Annotated in this window: 13 protein-coding genes; 8 read left to right on the plus strand and 5 right to left on the minus strand. The window is 60.0% G+C overall.

Translation table 11 applies throughout. From position 1 onward, the window contains the following. The first annotated feature begins 9 nt into the window (after positions 1-9). Entirely contained in the window at positions 10-1,107 is a 1,098-nt protein-coding gene (locus ACFFFR_RS11325; protein ID WP_377460535.1) for a baeRF3 domain-containing protein, read from the plus strand. A 122-nt stretch (positions 1,108-1,229) separates the two neighbouring features. Here ACFFFR_RS11325 and ACFFFR_RS11330 read toward each other — a convergent pair whose 3' ends face one another. Then, a complete protein-coding gene (locus ACFFFR_RS11330; protein WP_377460537.1) occupies positions 1,230-1,499 on the minus strand; it encodes a DUF4235 domain-containing protein in 270 nt (89 codons plus the stop codon). A 163-nt stretch (positions 1,500-1,662) separates the two neighbouring features. On the opposite strand from ACFFFR_RS11330, the gene ACFFFR_RS11335 reads away from it, so the two are divergent. From ACFFFR_RS11335 to ACFFFR_RS11360, 6 genes are read left to right on the plus strand one after another with little or no spacing between them, the layout of a single operon-like run. Then, positions 1,663-4,695, plus strand: coding sequence for a DUF4040 family protein (locus ACFFFR_RS11335; protein WP_377460539.1), 3,033 nt, complete (start codon positions 1,663-1,665; stop codon positions 4,693-4,695). Then, complete coding sequence (locus ACFFFR_RS11340; protein ID WP_377460541.1) at positions 4,692-5,024, plus strand: sodium:proton antiporter; 333 nt, start codon at positions 4,692-4,694, stop codon at positions 5,022-5,024. The genes ACFFFR_RS11335 and ACFFFR_RS11340 overlap by 4 nt, the downstream gene beginning before the upstream one ends. Then, a complete protein-coding gene (locus ACFFFR_RS11345) occupies positions 5,021-6,508 on the plus strand; it encodes a monovalent cation/H+ antiporter subunit D family protein (RefSeq protein ID WP_377460543.1) in 1,488 nt (495 codons plus the stop codon). The genes ACFFFR_RS11340 and ACFFFR_RS11345 overlap by 4 nt, the downstream gene beginning before the upstream one ends. Then, positions 6,505-6,864 (plus strand): Na+/H+ antiporter subunit E, encoded by a 360-nt coding sequence (locus tag ACFFFR_RS11350; protein WP_377460545.1) that lies wholly within the window; start codon positions 6,505-6,507, stop codon positions 6,862-6,864. Before ACFFFR_RS11345 ends, ACFFFR_RS11350 begins: the two co-directional genes overlap by 4 nt. After that, a complete protein-coding gene (locus ACFFFR_RS11355) occupies positions 6,854-7,147 on the plus strand; it encodes a monovalent cation/H+ antiporter complex subunit F (protein ID WP_377460547.1) in 294 nt (97 codons plus the stop codon). The genes ACFFFR_RS11350 and ACFFFR_RS11355 overlap by 11 nt, the downstream gene beginning before the upstream one ends. A 2-nt stretch (positions 7,148-7,149) precedes the next feature. Beyond that, the gene (locus tag ACFFFR_RS11360; protein WP_377460549.1) at positions 7,150-7,515 is read left to right on the plus strand and encodes a cation:proton antiporter; all 366 of its coding nucleotides are present in this window, start codon (positions 7,150-7,152) and stop codon (positions 7,513-7,515) included. A 97-nt stretch (positions 7,516-7,612) separates the two neighbouring features. Here ACFFFR_RS11360 and ACFFFR_RS11365 read toward each other — a convergent pair whose 3' ends face one another. The 3 genes from ACFFFR_RS11365 to ACFFFR_RS11375 are packed head-to-tail and all read right to left on the minus strand — an operon-like array spanning position 7,613 to position 9,742. Further along, positions 7,613-8,107, minus strand: coding sequence for a type IIL restriction-modification enzyme MmeI (locus ACFFFR_RS11365; protein ID WP_377460551.1), 495 nt, complete (start codon positions 8,105-8,107; stop codon positions 7,613-7,615). Beyond that, positions 8,079-8,270 (minus strand): type IIL restriction-modification enzyme MmeI, encoded by a 192-nt coding sequence (locus tag ACFFFR_RS11370; RefSeq protein ID WP_377460553.1) that lies wholly within the window; start codon positions 8,268-8,270, stop codon positions 8,079-8,081. Before ACFFFR_RS11370 ends, ACFFFR_RS11365 begins: the two co-directional genes overlap by 29 nt. Further along, a complete protein-coding gene (locus tag ACFFFR_RS11375; RefSeq protein ID WP_446686105.1) occupies positions 8,192-9,742 on the minus strand; it encodes a DNA methyltransferase in 1,551 nt (516 codons plus the stop codon). Before ACFFFR_RS11375 ends, ACFFFR_RS11370 begins: the two co-directional genes overlap by 79 nt. Positions 9,743-9,915: 173 nt before the next feature. On the opposite strand from ACFFFR_RS11375, the gene ACFFFR_RS11380 reads away from it, so the two are divergent. Next, entirely contained in the window at positions 9,916-12,507 is a 2,592-nt protein-coding gene (locus tag ACFFFR_RS11380) for an excinuclease ABC subunit UvrA (protein ID WP_377460557.1), read from the plus strand. Positions 12,508-12,592: 85 nt separating this feature from the next. Here the strand turns inward: ACFFFR_RS11380 and ACFFFR_RS11385 are convergent, their stop codons facing one another. Continuing rightward, positions 12,593-15,745, minus strand: a complete 3,153-nt coding sequence (locus ACFFFR_RS11385) for a type I restriction endonuclease subunit R (protein ID WP_377460558.1) — start codon at positions 15,743-15,745, stop codon at positions 12,593-12,595. Positions 15,746-15,771: the final 26 nt, after the last annotated feature.

The raw sequence follows: 15,771 nt of genomic DNA on the forward strand, positions 1-15,771 counted from the left end.
GCTTAGTTCATGGCAGAACTAATGAATATGACCCCAGCCGATCCATTCACTGCTGACACGATGCGTGAACTCGCCAGCCACCGCGGTAACTGCATCACGATCTTCATGCCCACCGCACGCGCAGGTGCAGAAACCGCAACGGGCGCCAAACGACTCAAGACCCTCATCGACGAGGCGGAACGAGAACTCATTGACAAGAACGTGGACAAGAACGTCCGCAAAGAACTCTTGGCCCCCGCCCACGCGCTGGTGGAAGATTCCCGGTTCTGGCAGGACACAGCAGACGGTCTAGCGATCTTCCTGAGCGAGGGCTACAGCAAGACTGTCCGGTTCAGCCGCGAACTACCTTTGGAAGTCCACGTCGGGGAACAGTTTGTGCTGCGCCCGGTGTTGCCGATCAGCGTTGAAGGCAACTCCGTGCTGCTCTTCGCTTTCGGGCAGCAGAGCGTGCGCCTGTTCGAAGCGGACCGTGACACCATGCGTCAGCGCGACCTCGGCGACATCCCCGCCGACATCACCGAGGTGCCAGGTACCGAAGGTAAGGAAGCCCAGCTGCAGCACCAGCACACTGACTCCCCGGCCTTCCACGGTCACGGTGCAGGCAAAGAAGTCGACCTGATCATGACGGAGAAATACATTCGCCGGCTTGCTGAAGGCGTCGACAAGCAGCTGAACAACGGGGAGAAGCGGCCACTGGTGTTGGCCACCGTGGCAGAAAACGCGGCTCTGTTCCGGAAGTTCAGCAAGTACAAGAACATTTACCCGGAGATCGTGCCCGGTAACCCGCGCCGTGAAAGCGCCGAACAGCTGCACAAAGCTCTCGGCAACGTGGTCGGTGACCTGAACGCTGCCAACCGTGAGGCCACCGCAAACGAATTCAAGGAACTGCTCGGCACCGGTAAAGCCAGCACCGATCTGGAGGAGATCCGGGAAGCCGTCAGCACCGGCCGGGTGGGCCGACTGCTGATCGACTCGGTGCAAGCCCGGTCCGCGGCCGGTGCCGAACTCGACCCGGTGATTGCTGACGCTCTGAACTCCAGTGCCGAAGTGGTGCCGGTTGAAGGACTCGGTGACGGGGTGCTGGCCGGAGCCATCTACCGGTACTAAGCGGCAACGAGCCACAAACAAACTGTGAGCCCCAACCACGTAATTGGTTGGGGCTCACAACGATTAAGTGTGTCTTTAGTCGTGCAGTTTTTTCGCTCTGCGGTGAAAAACTTTAGACCGGTTTAGACTTCACGGTCGGAAACGCGGTCACCGATCATCTTCTGCGACACCCGGTATGCGCCACGCTTCGAAGCCACCTGCAGCACGGCCACCACAAAGGCCGACAGGGCCGCAAAACCGACCACGGCCGCGAAGCTGCGTTCGGTGTCATCCAGATCCGTAGGCGGCTCATCGCGGGCCACCAAGCGCCATGCGCCATCGGCGATCCGTGGGCCAATAATGGCAGCGCCGATGCTCAGACCTGCGGCGACCAGTTTTAGTGCAATGTTCATCCTTGAAAACCTCAATCTGCTGTAGCGGCTGCCACCGGTATTGATGCCCGTGACTTTCTGCCAGAATACCGGGATTTGTTAGGATAAAAAACGTTGGACGCAGATCACTCTGGTTTCTGCGTCCTCTCCTTTGATTTGTTTAGGCCGACCGCAGAGGGCATTAATGCCGGTACTTCTCACCCTTGGGTGTCTTAGCCTAAGCGTCGCACTTGCTTGGCCCCTTTCCAGGGTTATGGGCCGACATGCAGGGTGGGTTCTAGCCCCGTTGTATGTGCTGGCAGCAGCACTTTTCACGCCAGCGGCGCTGCCGGTTCTGACCGGAAACGCGGACACCACCGCCACCGACTACTCCATCCCGTGGGTGCCTGGGCTGGGGGTGGACTTCGCGTTTCACACCGACGGAATTGGTGTGCTGTTCACCTACATCGCCACCCTCATTGGCGCCATCGTCTTCTTATATGCGACCAAATATCTGACGGACAAAGAGAACCACACCAGCTTCTATTTGGTGATGACCATCTTCACCCTCGCCATGGTGGGGTTGGTGCTGACCAATGATCTGGTCGTGCTCTTCATCTGCTGGGAGCTGACCTCCCTGGCCTCATTCCTGCTCATCGCCCGTTCCGGCACCGGCGGCCAAGAGGCGTCCTTGCGCACCCTGCTGCTGACCTTCATTGGTGGGCTGACCCTGCTGGCCGCGGTTGCGCTGATGGCGTTCACCGCAGGCACCACCGCCATCACCGAGGTGCTGGGCCACACCATGTGGTCTGACGTTGGCTTCACCACCTTGGTGGTCGTGTTGATCATCATTGCGGCGGGCACTAAGTCCGCGCAGTTCCCGTTCCACGTCTGGTTGCCGGACGCCATGGCCGCAGCCACCCCGGTCTCCGCCTACCTGCACGCGGCAGCGGTGGTCAAGGCCGGTATCTTCCTGCTGATGCGGTTCTCCCCGGCTTTCCACGAGAACCTCACTTGGTCCACCACGCTCGTGTTCTTGGGGCTGATCACCTCGATCGTTGGCGGTTGGTTCGCGTTCGCGCAGCCGGACCTGAAGAAACTGATGGCGTACTCCACCGTCTCCCAGCTGGGGCTGATCGTGGCGGCCATCGGGACCGGCACCGAGCTCGGTATGATCGCGGCGATCATCCACACCATCGTGCACGCCCTGTTCAAGTCGGGGCTGTTCATGATGGTCGGCGTCATTGACCACGCCACCGGTACCCGCCAACTGGACCGGATGCCGCAGCTGTACAAGGCGATGCCCGTCAGCTTCATCGTGACCCTGCTCGGCACCGCCGCCATGGCCGGGTTGCCGCCGTTGTTCGGCTTCTTGTCCAAAGAGTCGATCCTGACCGCTGTCTACGAGCACCCCCTAGGCGCCGGAGTCGGCATCAGCGCGCTGGTGTTGGCCGGCATCGGGGCCGTGCTGACGTTCTCCTACTGCGCCAAGATCTTGGTCGGTGCGTTCATCACCGGTGAGGCGGACAAGGACATCCACCCAACCCCGGCCATGCTGATCATTCCGGCGGCGCTGCCGATCCTTGCCAGCGCGGTCCTAGTGTTCTTCCTGCCAGCCGTGGAAAAGTTTATTACCCCCATGGTGGATGCCGGGCTGCCCATCCAGTCCCACCCGCATCTGACCCTGTGGCACGGTTTCACTCCGCCGCTGTTCGTGACTTTGGCCGTCTTTGTCATCGGGTTCATCCTGCTGGCTAAATACAAGAGCGTCTGGCCGTACGTGGAACGCAAGGGTAAGACCATTACCGGTGCTGAGGTGATCGCCGCGATCACCGGTGTGATCACCCGGGCGTCCATCCGGTTGGGCCGGGTCACGGACTCGATGCACGCCGCAACGCATGTGGCCCCCATGTTGGCCGGGCTCGGCGCGATCGGTTTCGCGTCCCTGTTCGTTTTCGGCAGCTCCGGATCGCTGGCACCGTTCACCCCGGGTATTAACCACCCCATTGACGCGGTGGTGCTGGTACTGATCATCGCTGCGGTCGCCACCCTGATCTTCGCGACCACCCGGTTGGCTGCCACATTGGCGTTGTCGGCTATCGGCGGGCTCGCGGTCGTTCAAATCATTTCGCTGGGTGCCCCGGATGTCGCGTTGACCCAGCTGCTGGTGGAAGCGCTGACCATCATCGTGATCATGCTGGTCCTGCAGAAACTTCCGCTGACGTTCGGCAGCAAGCACCGCTTCCAGCCGGGCAAGTTCACCTTCGCAGCTTTGGTCGGTTTGGGTGCGGGCGCCGCAGCCTTCACCTTCCTCGGTCGGCGTGAGCGTTCGGACGTGGCCCGGTACTACTTGGAGAACACCCAAGAAATCACCGGCGGTGACAACATCGTCAACGTGATTCTGGTGGAATTCCGTGCCTTGGACACCATGGGTGAGCTGATCGTGTTGGGCATGACCGGGGTGGCGATCATCGCGATCCTGTCCACCATCCGTAATGACAAGCTGGACCCGACCGGAAGCAAAGACCCCGCTTTCACCCCCGAACCCGAGCTGGCTTTGCGCGGTCCCGAATCGGCTGCCGCCCGCGGTGTCCGAATCTCGTGGGGCAACGTGGTGCAGCTGCAGCTGATGCTGCGCATGATCGTGCCGATTCTGACGATCTTGTCGGCCATCATTTTCTGGCGCGGACACAACGAACCCGGTGGCGGCTTCATTGCCGCGCTGGTCGGGTCTGCCGTGGTCGGCCTGTTGTACCTGTCCACCTCCACGGACCGGCAGATCGGCCCGCCACGACTACCGGTGTACTTGATTGGCGCCGGCGTGGGTATCGCCGTGTTGACCGGGTTCTGGGGACTGCTGGGTGCCGGATCCTTCCTAGAGCCGATCGGAACCTACTTCTTGGGCCAACACCTGTCCACCGCACTCGTCTTTGACTTGGGCGTGTACCTGGCGGTGCTGGGCTTGATGATGGTGGCCTTCAACCTGCTGGGGACCTCCACCGTGAAGCAGCTGGACCCAACCTTTGGCGTTGACGAGGCTGAGACGAAGCACTCCGTAGCCGAATGGGGCATCTCACACGAGGCTGAGGAACGGCCCGAGTACACCCGAGAACGGACCGACGAAAGCGTCAGCGGCCCCTTGCCCGGCCCGATGGATGAGATTGGACCCACCAAGATCAAACCGCACACCCAATACATTGCCTCCGGCACCAAGCCGAAAGAGGTGGGGCGTAAGTGATACTGGCCTTGACCGTCACGGTGCTTGTCACCGGCGGCGTCTACCTGACGTTGCAACGCTCCATGGTGCAAACCATTTTCGGCCTCGGGCTGCTGGCCCACGCCGCGAACTTCCTGCTGCTGGCATCCGGGGTGCCGGCCTGGCGCTCAGAGCCACTGGCCAACATCACCCCCGCGGCCGACGGTGCAGACCCACTCCCGCAGGCGTTCGTGCTGACCGCGATCGTGATTTCCATGGCCGTGACCATCCTGATGTTGGCCATGGCTGTCATTGGACACAATGATGATCAGAAACGTGTTCCAGCAACCGGTGAGGAGGGGGACGCGTGAGCCTTGAAACTTTATCCGCGGCGCTACTTGCCCTGCCCGGCCTGCCGTTGTTGCTCGCGGCATTGTCGGTTGTCACTAGGAACAAGATCCTTGACCGGACTCTGCTGTTGATCTGGCCGGTCTGCCAGTTTGTGGCGGCCGCCTACCTGCTTATCCGGCAGCAAGAACAACCCGTACTGGGCCACAACACCGGTGGTTTCGAAGGTGGTGTGGCCATCGCGGTTGCGGCCGATCCGACCACTTCGATTCTGCTGATGGTGACCGCGGTAGCGACGTTCGCCGCGGTGTGGTTCATGACCGCCACCCAAGAAACCCAATACCGCTTTGCAGCCGCACTGATCTTTATGCTGGTCGGTGGAGTCAATGGTGCCCTCATCACGGCGGACTTGTTCAATCTTTTCGTCTTCATTGAGGTCATGCTGCTGCCCTCATACGCACTGATTGCCATCACCGGTGGTTTCAAACGTCTGGGTATCGGGCGCATGTTCGTCATCGTCAACCTAGTCACCTCGACCATCTTGGTGATGGGCGTCGGCCTGGTCTACGGCGTGGCTGGCACCGTGAACTTGGCTTCGTTGGCCGGTACCACCGGCTCGGACCCGGTTCTGGCCGCCGCCTTGGGCGTGGTCTTGCTGGCGTTGAGCATCAAGGCCGGTGCCGTCCCGGTTCACGGCTGGTTGCCAAGCTCCTACCCGGGAACTTCCGCCGGCATGATGGCCTTGTTTTCCGGTCTGCACACCAAGGTTGGTGTGTACGCGGTGATGCGGGTTTACTTCGTCGCCTTTGATACGCCAGCCCAGTGGCAGTGGGTCTTGACGGTTGTGGTGCTAGCGACCATGTTCTTTGGTTCCATGCTGTCGCTGGGTCAAAGCACCGGGCGTGGGGTGCTGTCCTACCAGATGGTTTCCGGCGTCGGCCACATCTTGTTGGCCACCGTGATCTTCACGGCCGCTGCCGTTTCCGCCGGCTTGTTCTATCTGGTCCACCACATCATCACCATGGGTGCGTTGCTGCTGATCTTTGGCGCCATCGAGCAGCATTATGGGCCGATGCGCTTGAACCGGTTCTCCGGCTTCATGCAGCAAGAACCGCTCGTGGCCTTCCTCGCAGCCTTTGGTTTGCTTTCACTAGCCGGGTTGCCACCGACCAGCGGCCTCTGGGGCAAACTGAACCTGATGTTTGCCGCCGCCGGAAGCGGGATGAGCGCGCTGCTTATCACCGTCATCTTGGCCGCCTCATTGGTGACACTGCTGGCCCTGATGCGTCTGTACAAGGACGTGTTTTACGGGGACCAAGCCGAGCGGTATCTGTCGACCCCGTCGAACCAGATCCCGTTCCGGGTGGTGGCACCGGGCGCGTTCCTGATCTTGGTTTCGGTTGCCATGTTTGTGTTGGCCGGACCGATTCAGGAGCTGACCGACACCGCCGGTGAGGTCTTCGTGGACCGGGCACAGTACCAGCAGTCGATATTGGAGACACCATGATCCGTATTCATCCGTGGTACACCCTGACTTACCTGCTGTTTCTGTTCAAAGAGATCATCGCCGGTTCACTGACCGTGGCGCGCTACGTGTTCAGCCGTGAGGACCGCCTCGCCCCATCCATTGTGGAGTTCCCACTGCGCTGTAAAACAGACATGGAGGTGACCTGGTTGGCCTCCTCCATCACGATCACACCAGGCACCCTCGTGGTGGCCACCGCGGCCGGTACCGAAACGGAACCGCCAACCCTGTTCGTTCACTCCATGTTCGGCCAAGACCGGAATGAGATTCTGGACAGCCTGCAGGACATGGAACGGCGCTTGTTGACCATGACGAGGGGGAAAAACAATGGCCTTTGATCCCACAGACTTCAACTCGTGGCTCATCCTGGTCTGCGCGATCGGTGTCTTGATGCTCTCGGTCGCCATCCTTGCCGGGTTGCGGCTCGTCTTCAAAGCAACCGACGCGGCCTCCCGGGCAGTGGTCGGTGACCTCGTCTTCTTCAGCGCGATAGGACTGCTGATTCTGATTGCGATGCTCTCAGACTCGGCCATCGTGCTCGACGCAGCACTGCTCGCCTCCTTGGTGGGTATCTTGGCGACGATCGCACTAGCCCGCATCATCACTCGAGGACGGCGATAACCGTGAGCATCCTAGATATTCTGACGCTTGTCTTCATCGCCGTATTGATCTTAACCGGCGCCGGGTTCGTGCTGATCAGCTCCATGTCGATGCATAAGGCCAAAGACGCTTACAGCCGCATCAATTCGCTCTCGCCAGGTACTGGTTTCGGTATGCCGCTGTTGGTGGGCACCGCCTTCGTGCATCACACGTGGTTGCATGCCTTTGAATGGTCTGCCTTCATTACCGCAGCGTTGGCGATCTTGGCGCTGATCATCGTTTCCTCGATCGCCTCGAACACGCTCTCGCGTGCCGCCTACCTCTCGGGCGCGCCGGTGGATCCTCGGACCACGCCGCAGGAACTGGCGGAGGAGCCGGTGCGGGACTAACTGACCTTCTCGGTCTCCCGATGGATGTTGGCTAATCGTGCAGACGTGCCCTAGAGGATTGACGAATCACGTCTTCGCCTCTGGGCGGTCAACTTGGCTAATTTGAGAGCATCAAAACCTTGGCGTAAAGCTGGAAAAGTCGTTCAACGATTACTTTCTCATCAACGCTAGGTTCGAGGCCGTAGGCTCGTTCAACCTCTGCGTCTAAGGCGTTATGAGCTGCTCTTAGTTCTGGGTACATCCAGTCGTTATCGGGATCATATAATTGGGCAATCGTGGCATCGGAATAGGTTTCCCGAGCATCGAGGACGCTTTGGGCAAGTTCAGCGATGTGCTGCTCTCGTTCTTTGCTGATGTCAGGCCAGATAAAGTTGTTGTAAACAACACCTGCCGAATACCTGAATCGCCCTTCAAGACGACCGGCGACAGCCCGCACCCAAGCGTTATGAAGCCGGGACTGCAAAACGCCAAAGTGGTATCTAGTTGCGTCAGGCATCAGACGAACCAAGTTGCTGCATAATGCGCCGGGTTCCACGAAGCCAATGGGGATATAGCGCCGCCGCTCAGAAGAAACTTCTAGGAGTGGCTTCACCGAGCCACATCACCCACCGTTCAATCCCTTTGATGAACTCCTGGGATCCGTACCAACGGTGGAAAAACTTTTCGACGGCCGGCTCTAGTTTAAGGAAATCTCTTTTTTCTTCAGGTGCGAACAAGTAGTTGCCACCATCGATTTGCTTGTTTCCAATCCCCATCTCCGGGACATTTTGGAGACGTTTAGACCGGTTCCAAACAAAAATGTCTGGGGCATCTTTGAGGTAAGCGTTGATCTTTTCTGGATACAAAAGCTCAGGCTGACCACCGATATCGGTGTAGTGGTACAGCTTTTTTGTTCCCCCAGTTTTGAGAAGCCAACGATGACACAGTACACAGCTGCTTGGTCGTTGCTTTCATTGGCCCATTTGAACGTATCGTGAGCGAAGTCGATTCTAATGCCCTGTTCGTACAAGGGATGCCAGATGTTGGCGACTTGAGCCCCTTGACAAATGGAATTGGTAGAAACGAACGCGGAACGGACTTTGTGATCGCCCATATATTTGGTGGCTTTGGCATACCAGGCTGCAACGTAATCAATTTCGCCGAGATTGCGCGTCGCACCGATAGCCTCGAAAACAGTCTTGATTTCTGCTTTTTGCTCTGCTGACTGGTTCCTAGCACCGAGGAAAGGCGGGTTACCGATGATGTAGTCACAATCCTGAGCAGGGATGATCTCATCCCAGTCTGTCTCCAAAGCGTTGCCGTGGACGACTCGGCCGCCATCGCTAAGCGGCAAAGATTCAATATTGCGGGTGACGATCATTTCCGTTTCTAAGTTGGCCTGCAATTCAGCAATCCAAAGCGCCGTGCCAGCAACAGCCACAGCGAAGTCATTGATTTCTAGCCCATAGAATTTGTTCAAAGAGACCTTGATCGGACTAATATCCACATCATCGAAAGACACTGAGGTCTGGCCCGCGAACAGTTCAGAGATGACCTTATTCTCTAGCCGACGCAGAGATAAGTAGGTCTCGGTCAAGAAGTTTCCAGAACCGCACGTCGGGTCGTACACGCGCTGCACCTGCTTCTTACCGATCACCGTAAGGCGCGCCAACAGTTCACTGACCTCCTGCGGCGTGTAGTACTCGCCACCGGACTTACCGGCCTGTGAGGCATACACCTGCATGAGGAATTCGTAGGCGTCACCAAACATGTCGATGCCCTCATCGTGCTGCTCGCCCATGTCCAGCTCACCGATCGCGTTGAGCAGCTTGCGCAGCTTCTCGTTGCGTCGCTCCACCGTGTTGCCCAGGCGGGTCGAGTTCACATCAAGGTCATCGAACAAGCCTTTGAGGTCGTCCTCGCTCGCGTGCCCCACCGACGAGCCTTCGATGCTCTGGAAGACCTTCTCCAGGGTCTCGTTCAGGTTCTCATCCACCATCATGCCGCGGATCTGTTCAGCCTGCTCATCCGTCAGCTCCGCGTAACTGAAGCCCTCGCCCTCGTTCTTTTCGATTAAGGTGGCGAGGTTCTCCGAAATGAAGCGATAGCACAGCATTCCGAGCACATAGCTCTTGAAATCCCAGCCGTCCACCGAACCACGAAGCTCGTTCACGACCTCCCAAATTGTCCTGTGCAAACGATCCCGCTGAACCTCACGCGACAAAGAACCCACAACAACCCCTCGCATCAATCAGGGCAGGCGAAAACAGCTCGAAGAAAGCATTTCTGACAGGATACGTCAGGTCCTTTCGCCAAGGTCAATAAGGCACGATATGTTGTCAGATATCGATGCGGGACTCGCGTTGATCGTCGAGCCCGCACCACCTACAACGGCTCGGCCTGCCCGATAGAATGGCCACCATGACTCACGCCCAGCCCGAGTTCCAGGCCCCGCACGCAACGGCACGCGCGGAGCACGATCCCATGATCCGGGTGCGTGACGCGCACCTACACAACCTGAAACACATCGACGTCGACCTACCCCGGGACACCCTCGTGGCCGTCACCGGCGTTTCAGGTTCAGGCAAGTCCAGCCTAGCCTTCGGCACCATCCACGGCGAGGCGCAACGCCGCTACCTGGAATCCGTCGCACCCTTCGCCCGCCGGCTCATCGGTGGCGCAGTCAACCCGCGCGTCGGGTCGGTCACAGGCCTGCCGCCGACGGTGGCCCTGCAACAGTCCACCACCCTAGGTGGGGCGCGCTCCTCAGTGGGCACCATCTCGAACATGTCGAACAGTATTCGGCTACTCTTCTCCCGCTCCGGAACCTACCCGGACGGCATGCGTGAGCGCCTCGAATACGGCCGGCTCGACTCCGACGCCTTCTCCCCCAACACCACCGCCGGCATGTGCCCCGAATGCCAAGGAACCGGCACCGTGCACCGACCCACGGAAGAGTCAATGGTGCCGGACCCCAAGCTGTCCATCCGGGACGGCGCGATCGCCGCCTGGCCGGGAGCATGGCTGGGTAAGAACTTCCGGGACATCCTCGACACCCTCGGCTACCCCATCGACATCCCGTGGCGAGACATTCCACAAAAAGACCGCGACTGGATCCTGTTCACGCACGAACAACCGGTAGTCACCGTCCACCCGGTGCGCGACGAAAACGCCGTGCACGGGTCATATAAAGGCAAATGGCGCTCGGTAGCCACCTACCTCACCGACACCCTCGCGGAGACGGAATCGGATAAGAACCGCCGCCGAGTACTTTCCTTCATGCATGCATCAACCTGCCCTACGTGCCAAGGCCGTGGCTTCCAGCCGGACACCTTGCAGGTCACCTACGCCGGCTACGCGATCGACGAATTCAACGCCTTGGCGCTGAAAGACGTGCTGGCCGTGCTAGAGGACCGCCTCCAGCACCTGCAAGGGATCAGCAAGCAACAGTGGTATGAGCACGACGAGGCCGAAAAGCTACTGCTGGATCAGGTCCTGCCCACTGTGCGCGCGGCGAACGAGCTGGGGCTCGGGCACTTGAGCCTCTCCCGCCCGGCACGCAGCTTGTCCGCGGGCGAGCATCAGCGCCTGCGGCTGGCCTCCCAACTGAACTCGAACCTATTCGGCACCACTTATGTGCTGGACGAACCCTCAGCCGGCCTGCACGTCGTGGAGCGGAAGGCGGTCTCTGAGTTGCTGCAGCGCTTCATCGACGCAGGTAACTCGGTGCTACTGGTGGAGCACGACATGTCCCTGGTTGCCGGATGCGATTGGATCGTGGACATCGGCCCGCGCGCCGGCGAGCGCGGCGGTCAGCTGGTGTTCTCCGGCCCCACTGAGCAATTCCGCGCCAACGCTGAGCAGCTGGGCTCCCCCACTGCCGCCGCCTTGAACGCGGACTTCCCGGAGCTGACGGACACCCCAGCAGGCACCGGCGAATCCATCAGCCTTACCGGCGTGCGCGCCCGCGCCTTCGACGGGGCCGACGTCGACTTCCCGCTGGGTGCGCTCACCGCGGTCACGGGTGTGTCCGGTTCCGGTAAATCCACCTTGGTCATCGGGGTGCTGGCTGATGTGGCGGCGCGCTCGGCCAAGCAGGTGGTCGGTGCCGATGAGGCTTCCTCGGAGGACTCGGATGCTGAGGTCACGCCGGGTGCCGACGCCTCCGAGGATTTCCGGGTGGAGAGCGCAACGGGGCTCGATAAGATCCGCCGCCTGGTTCACATCACCCAGAAGCCGATCGGCCGTACGGTGCGTTCCACCGTCGCGACCTACACGGGCCTTTTCGACCACGTCCGCAAGCTCTTCGCCGCAACCCCGGAGGCTCAGCGGCGCGGCATGTCGGTATCTGACTTTTCCTATAACACCACGAAGGGCCGCTGCTCGGAGTGCGATGGCGCGGGCAGCATCGAGGTTGAGTTGGTGTTCCTGCCGGGCACCTACACGACCTGCCCGGCCTGCCACGGCAAACGCTATAAGCCGGAGATCCTTGAGGTGCAGTGGAACGGCCGCAGCATCGCGGATGTTTTGGCGCTGACTGTGGACGATGCGCTCGAGGCTTTCGCGGAGGAGCCACGGATTCTGCACTCGGTCGAGTTCCTGCACGCGCTCGGCCTAGGCTATCTGCGGCTGGGGCAGGGTTCCCCGGAGCTTTCGGGCGGCGAGGCGCAGCGCATCAAGCTCGCCTCAGAGATGCAGCGCGGCTCCAGCCGCAAGCACAGCCTGTACCTGCTGGATGAGCCGACGACGGGGCTGCATCCCGCGGACGTGGACCTGCTGCTTGCCCAGTTGCGGCGCTTGGTCGACGACGGCGCGACGGTGGTCGTCGTTGAGCACGACCTCCGGGCGGTCGCGCAGGCTGACTACGTCATCGACGTTGGCCCGGGAGCCGGCGACGAAGGCGGTCAGATCCTGGCCACCGGGACACCGGCGGCGGTTGCTCAGCAGGGTGTGCGCCCGGGTTCACGCTCGGTTACAGCCCAAGCGTTGGCCGAACGGGCCGGGTTGGGCTGAGCCTGATGCGGAAGACGCTGGCGACCACGGAGGCAGGCATTTAGCCGAACACTGCTCAGCCCACCGACACTCGCCCGAACGGCACTCAACCGAGGGGTTCGTAGCGTTCTAGGAACTCGGTCATCTTGTCGAGCACGCGTTCCTTGACTTCGGCACGGCTCTCGCCGCCGGTGGTATTGCCGAAGAAACTCATGCGGGGCAGCACCTTGCCGATGTCGGTTCCGATGCGGGGGACTTCCCCAGCGTCGAAGGCACTCTGCATAAAGTCCCTCGCGGCAGGCTCGCGGAGTCGCTCTTCTTCGATGAGGGTGCCGAGTTCTTGTTCGCGGCGTTGGCTGATGAACGCAACCCACTGTTCGGCAACGCTCGCGTCCGTGTTGACGAGTTCGATGAAGTCCATGAACAGGTCGCGTTTATCGCGCAGGGTCGGGCTGGATTCAACCGCTTGCAGTACCTGTTCTTTGTACTGGTAGTCCGGGACCTGGGATTTCAGCATCGGTTCGCGGAACTTCTCAACCAGCATGAGGATGTAGTCGACGTTGACTTCGACTTGCCGCATCAGCTCGATCTCGAACACGAGTTCAAGCTGTTCCGGCTGCGGCTCGTTCGAGCCGGCATCGGCCCGCATCTCGTCGCGCACCGCAAGGTAGACGCTCTGCAGGTCTTGAATCTCGCGCGGGGTGAGGTCGTCGTCGTCAGGGAACTCATCGAACCCGGCCAGCAGGTTCCGAAGCTGTAGGATCTCGCCGAAAACTTCAGCGAAGTGCCGCTGTTCGCTTTCGCTCGCAGGAACCCCGGCACCGGGCGCGTGGAAGGCCAACATTTCCGCGACTTTGAGCCGGTACTGCTCCAAATAGTGTTCGTACGGCTCCAGTAGCGCGATGCCTTGCGCGTCAGCGTTCCCGAACAACGCGAGCGCGTCTTCGGTGTTCTCTTGGAGGTCACGGAAGCACACGATGTTCCCGTACCGCTTGACCTGGTTGAGGATGCGGTTGGTGCGTGAGAACGCCTGGATCAGCCCGTGGTATTTCAGGTTCTTGTCAACGTAGAGCGTGTTCAGGGTTGGCGCGTCGAAGCCGGTAAGGAACATGTTCACGACCAGCAACAGGTCTACTTCGCGGTCTTTGACCCGCATGGAGAGGTCGCGGTAGTAATTCTGGAAGTTGTCGCCGTTGGCGTCATAGCTGGTGCCGAAAATCTGGTTGTAGTCGGCGATGGCGGTGTCCAGGAATTCGCGGTTCTCACCGCTGAGCCCGCGGGTGTCAAACCCTTCTTCTGCGAGGATTCCGGCTTCGGGGTCTTCGTTGGCTCCGTAGCTGAAGATCGTAGCGACTTTCAGCTGCTCATGCTCCGGTAGCTCGGCCCGCTGGGCTTTGAATTCGTTGTAGTAGAGCTTGGCGGCTTCCACGGATTGCACGGCCATCATCGCGTTGAAGCCGTTGACGCGCCGCTTGAGTGTGATCGCTTCGCCGCCTCTACCCCGTGTGCGAGCGAGGTCTGCGGTGTTGCTCGTGACGGTGTGGATGTACGTGGTGTTGGATTCGCCGGTTTCGGACAGGCGGCGGGTGTGCTGGTTGAAGTGTTTCAGGATGTAGCTGGTGACGGCGCTGATGCGTTCAGGTGCCATGAGCGCGGCTTCTTCTTGGGCACGGCTTGCGTCTTCCGCAACAACCCCGCCCGCGCGTGCGAGCACGCTGTTGTATGCGAGTTTGAAGGGGAGGACGTTTTTGTCTTCGATCGCGTCGACGATTGTGTAGGTGTGGAGTTGCTCGCCGAAGGTTTCTTCGGTGGTGCGGAGCACTACGCGGCCGTCGCGTGCACCGTAGGATTTGCCTGCGTTATCGCGGAAGATCGGGGTCCCGGTGAATCCGAAGATGTTGTATTTTTTGAATTTTTTGGTGATCGCGTTGTGCATTTCACCGAATTGGGATCGGTGGCATTCGTCGAAGATGATCACCGTGTGTTCGTTGTAGATCGGGTGTTTCGCGTTTGCGGCAACGAAGTTGGAGAGTTTTTGGATGGTGGTGATGATGATGCGCGCGTTGGGGTCCCCCATTTGTTGGGTGAGGATTTTGGTGGATGTGTTGGAGTTCGCGGCACCTTTTTTGAAGCTGTCGTATTCCCGCATGGTTTGGTAGTCGAGGTCTTTGCGGTCTACAACGAACAGGACTTTGGGGTTGCTTGGGAGCGCGGTGGCGAGTTGCGCGGTTTTGAAGCTGGTGAGTGTCTTGCCGGAGCCGGTGGTGTGCCAGATGTAGCCGCCAGCTTGGGTGGTGCCGAGCATTTTGTTGTTGGCGGCTACGTCGATGCGTTGGAGGATGCGTTCGGTGGCGGCGATTTGGTAAGGCCGCATGACTAGGAGGTTGCCGTCTTCGCGGAGCACGCAGTATTTGGTGAGGATGTTGAGGATGGTGTGTTTAGCGAAGAAGGTGCGGGTGAAGCCGTTCAGGTCTGGGATGACTTTGTTGTGGCTGTCTGCCCACCAGCAGGTGAAGGCCCACGTGTTGGGGGTGCGTTTGGTGTTGTCGGTTTTCTTGGGGCGGGTGGTGTTGGAGTAGTACTTGGTGAGTGTTCCGTTGGAGATGACGAACACTTGCACGTAGTCGAAGAGGCCGTGGCCTGCCCAGAGGGATTGGTTTTGGTAGCGGGCTATTTGGTTGAACGCTTCGCGGAGGTTGACGCCGCGTCGTTTGAGTTCGATGTGGATGAGTGGCAGCCCGTTGACGAGGATGGTGACGTCGTACCGGCTGGAGTGGGTCGCGGCGCCGGGGGTGGTTCCGGCGTCGACGGCGTATTGGTTGATGACTTGGAGTTTGTTGTTGTGGATGTGGGTTTTGTCGAGCAGCCGAATGTTTTTGGTGGTTCCGTCTTCGCGGCGTAGGAGTTGGGTGTTGGCGTTGTGGAGGCGCCAGGTTTTCTCTTTGGGTCCTTCGTTGGCGCTGGCGATGGACGTTTCGAAGAACGTTTCCCATTCGGCGTCGGTGAATTGGATGTTGTTGAGCGCTTCGAGTTGGGTGCGGAGGTTCGCGACGAGGGCGGCCTCGTCGCGGATGTTGGCGTATTCGTAGGCCTGCGTTTGGAGCTGTTTGATGAGGGCGTCTTCGAGTTGCGCTTCGGACTGATAGGCGTCCGATGCGGTGGTGTCGGCTTCGTAGGTGGCGACGACGGTCGCTTCATCGCTGACCGCGATGGGCGCGATTGTGCCGCGGCCCAGTTCCTCGATTGTGGAGCGTTCCATCCCTACCTATCCCCTTACCCTGCCGT

Source organism: Micrococcoides hystricis (assembly GCF_042434215.1).
GTDB classification, from domain to species: domain Bacteria; phylum Actinomycetota; class Actinomycetes; order Actinomycetales; family Micrococcaceae; genus Micrococcoides; species Micrococcoides hystricis.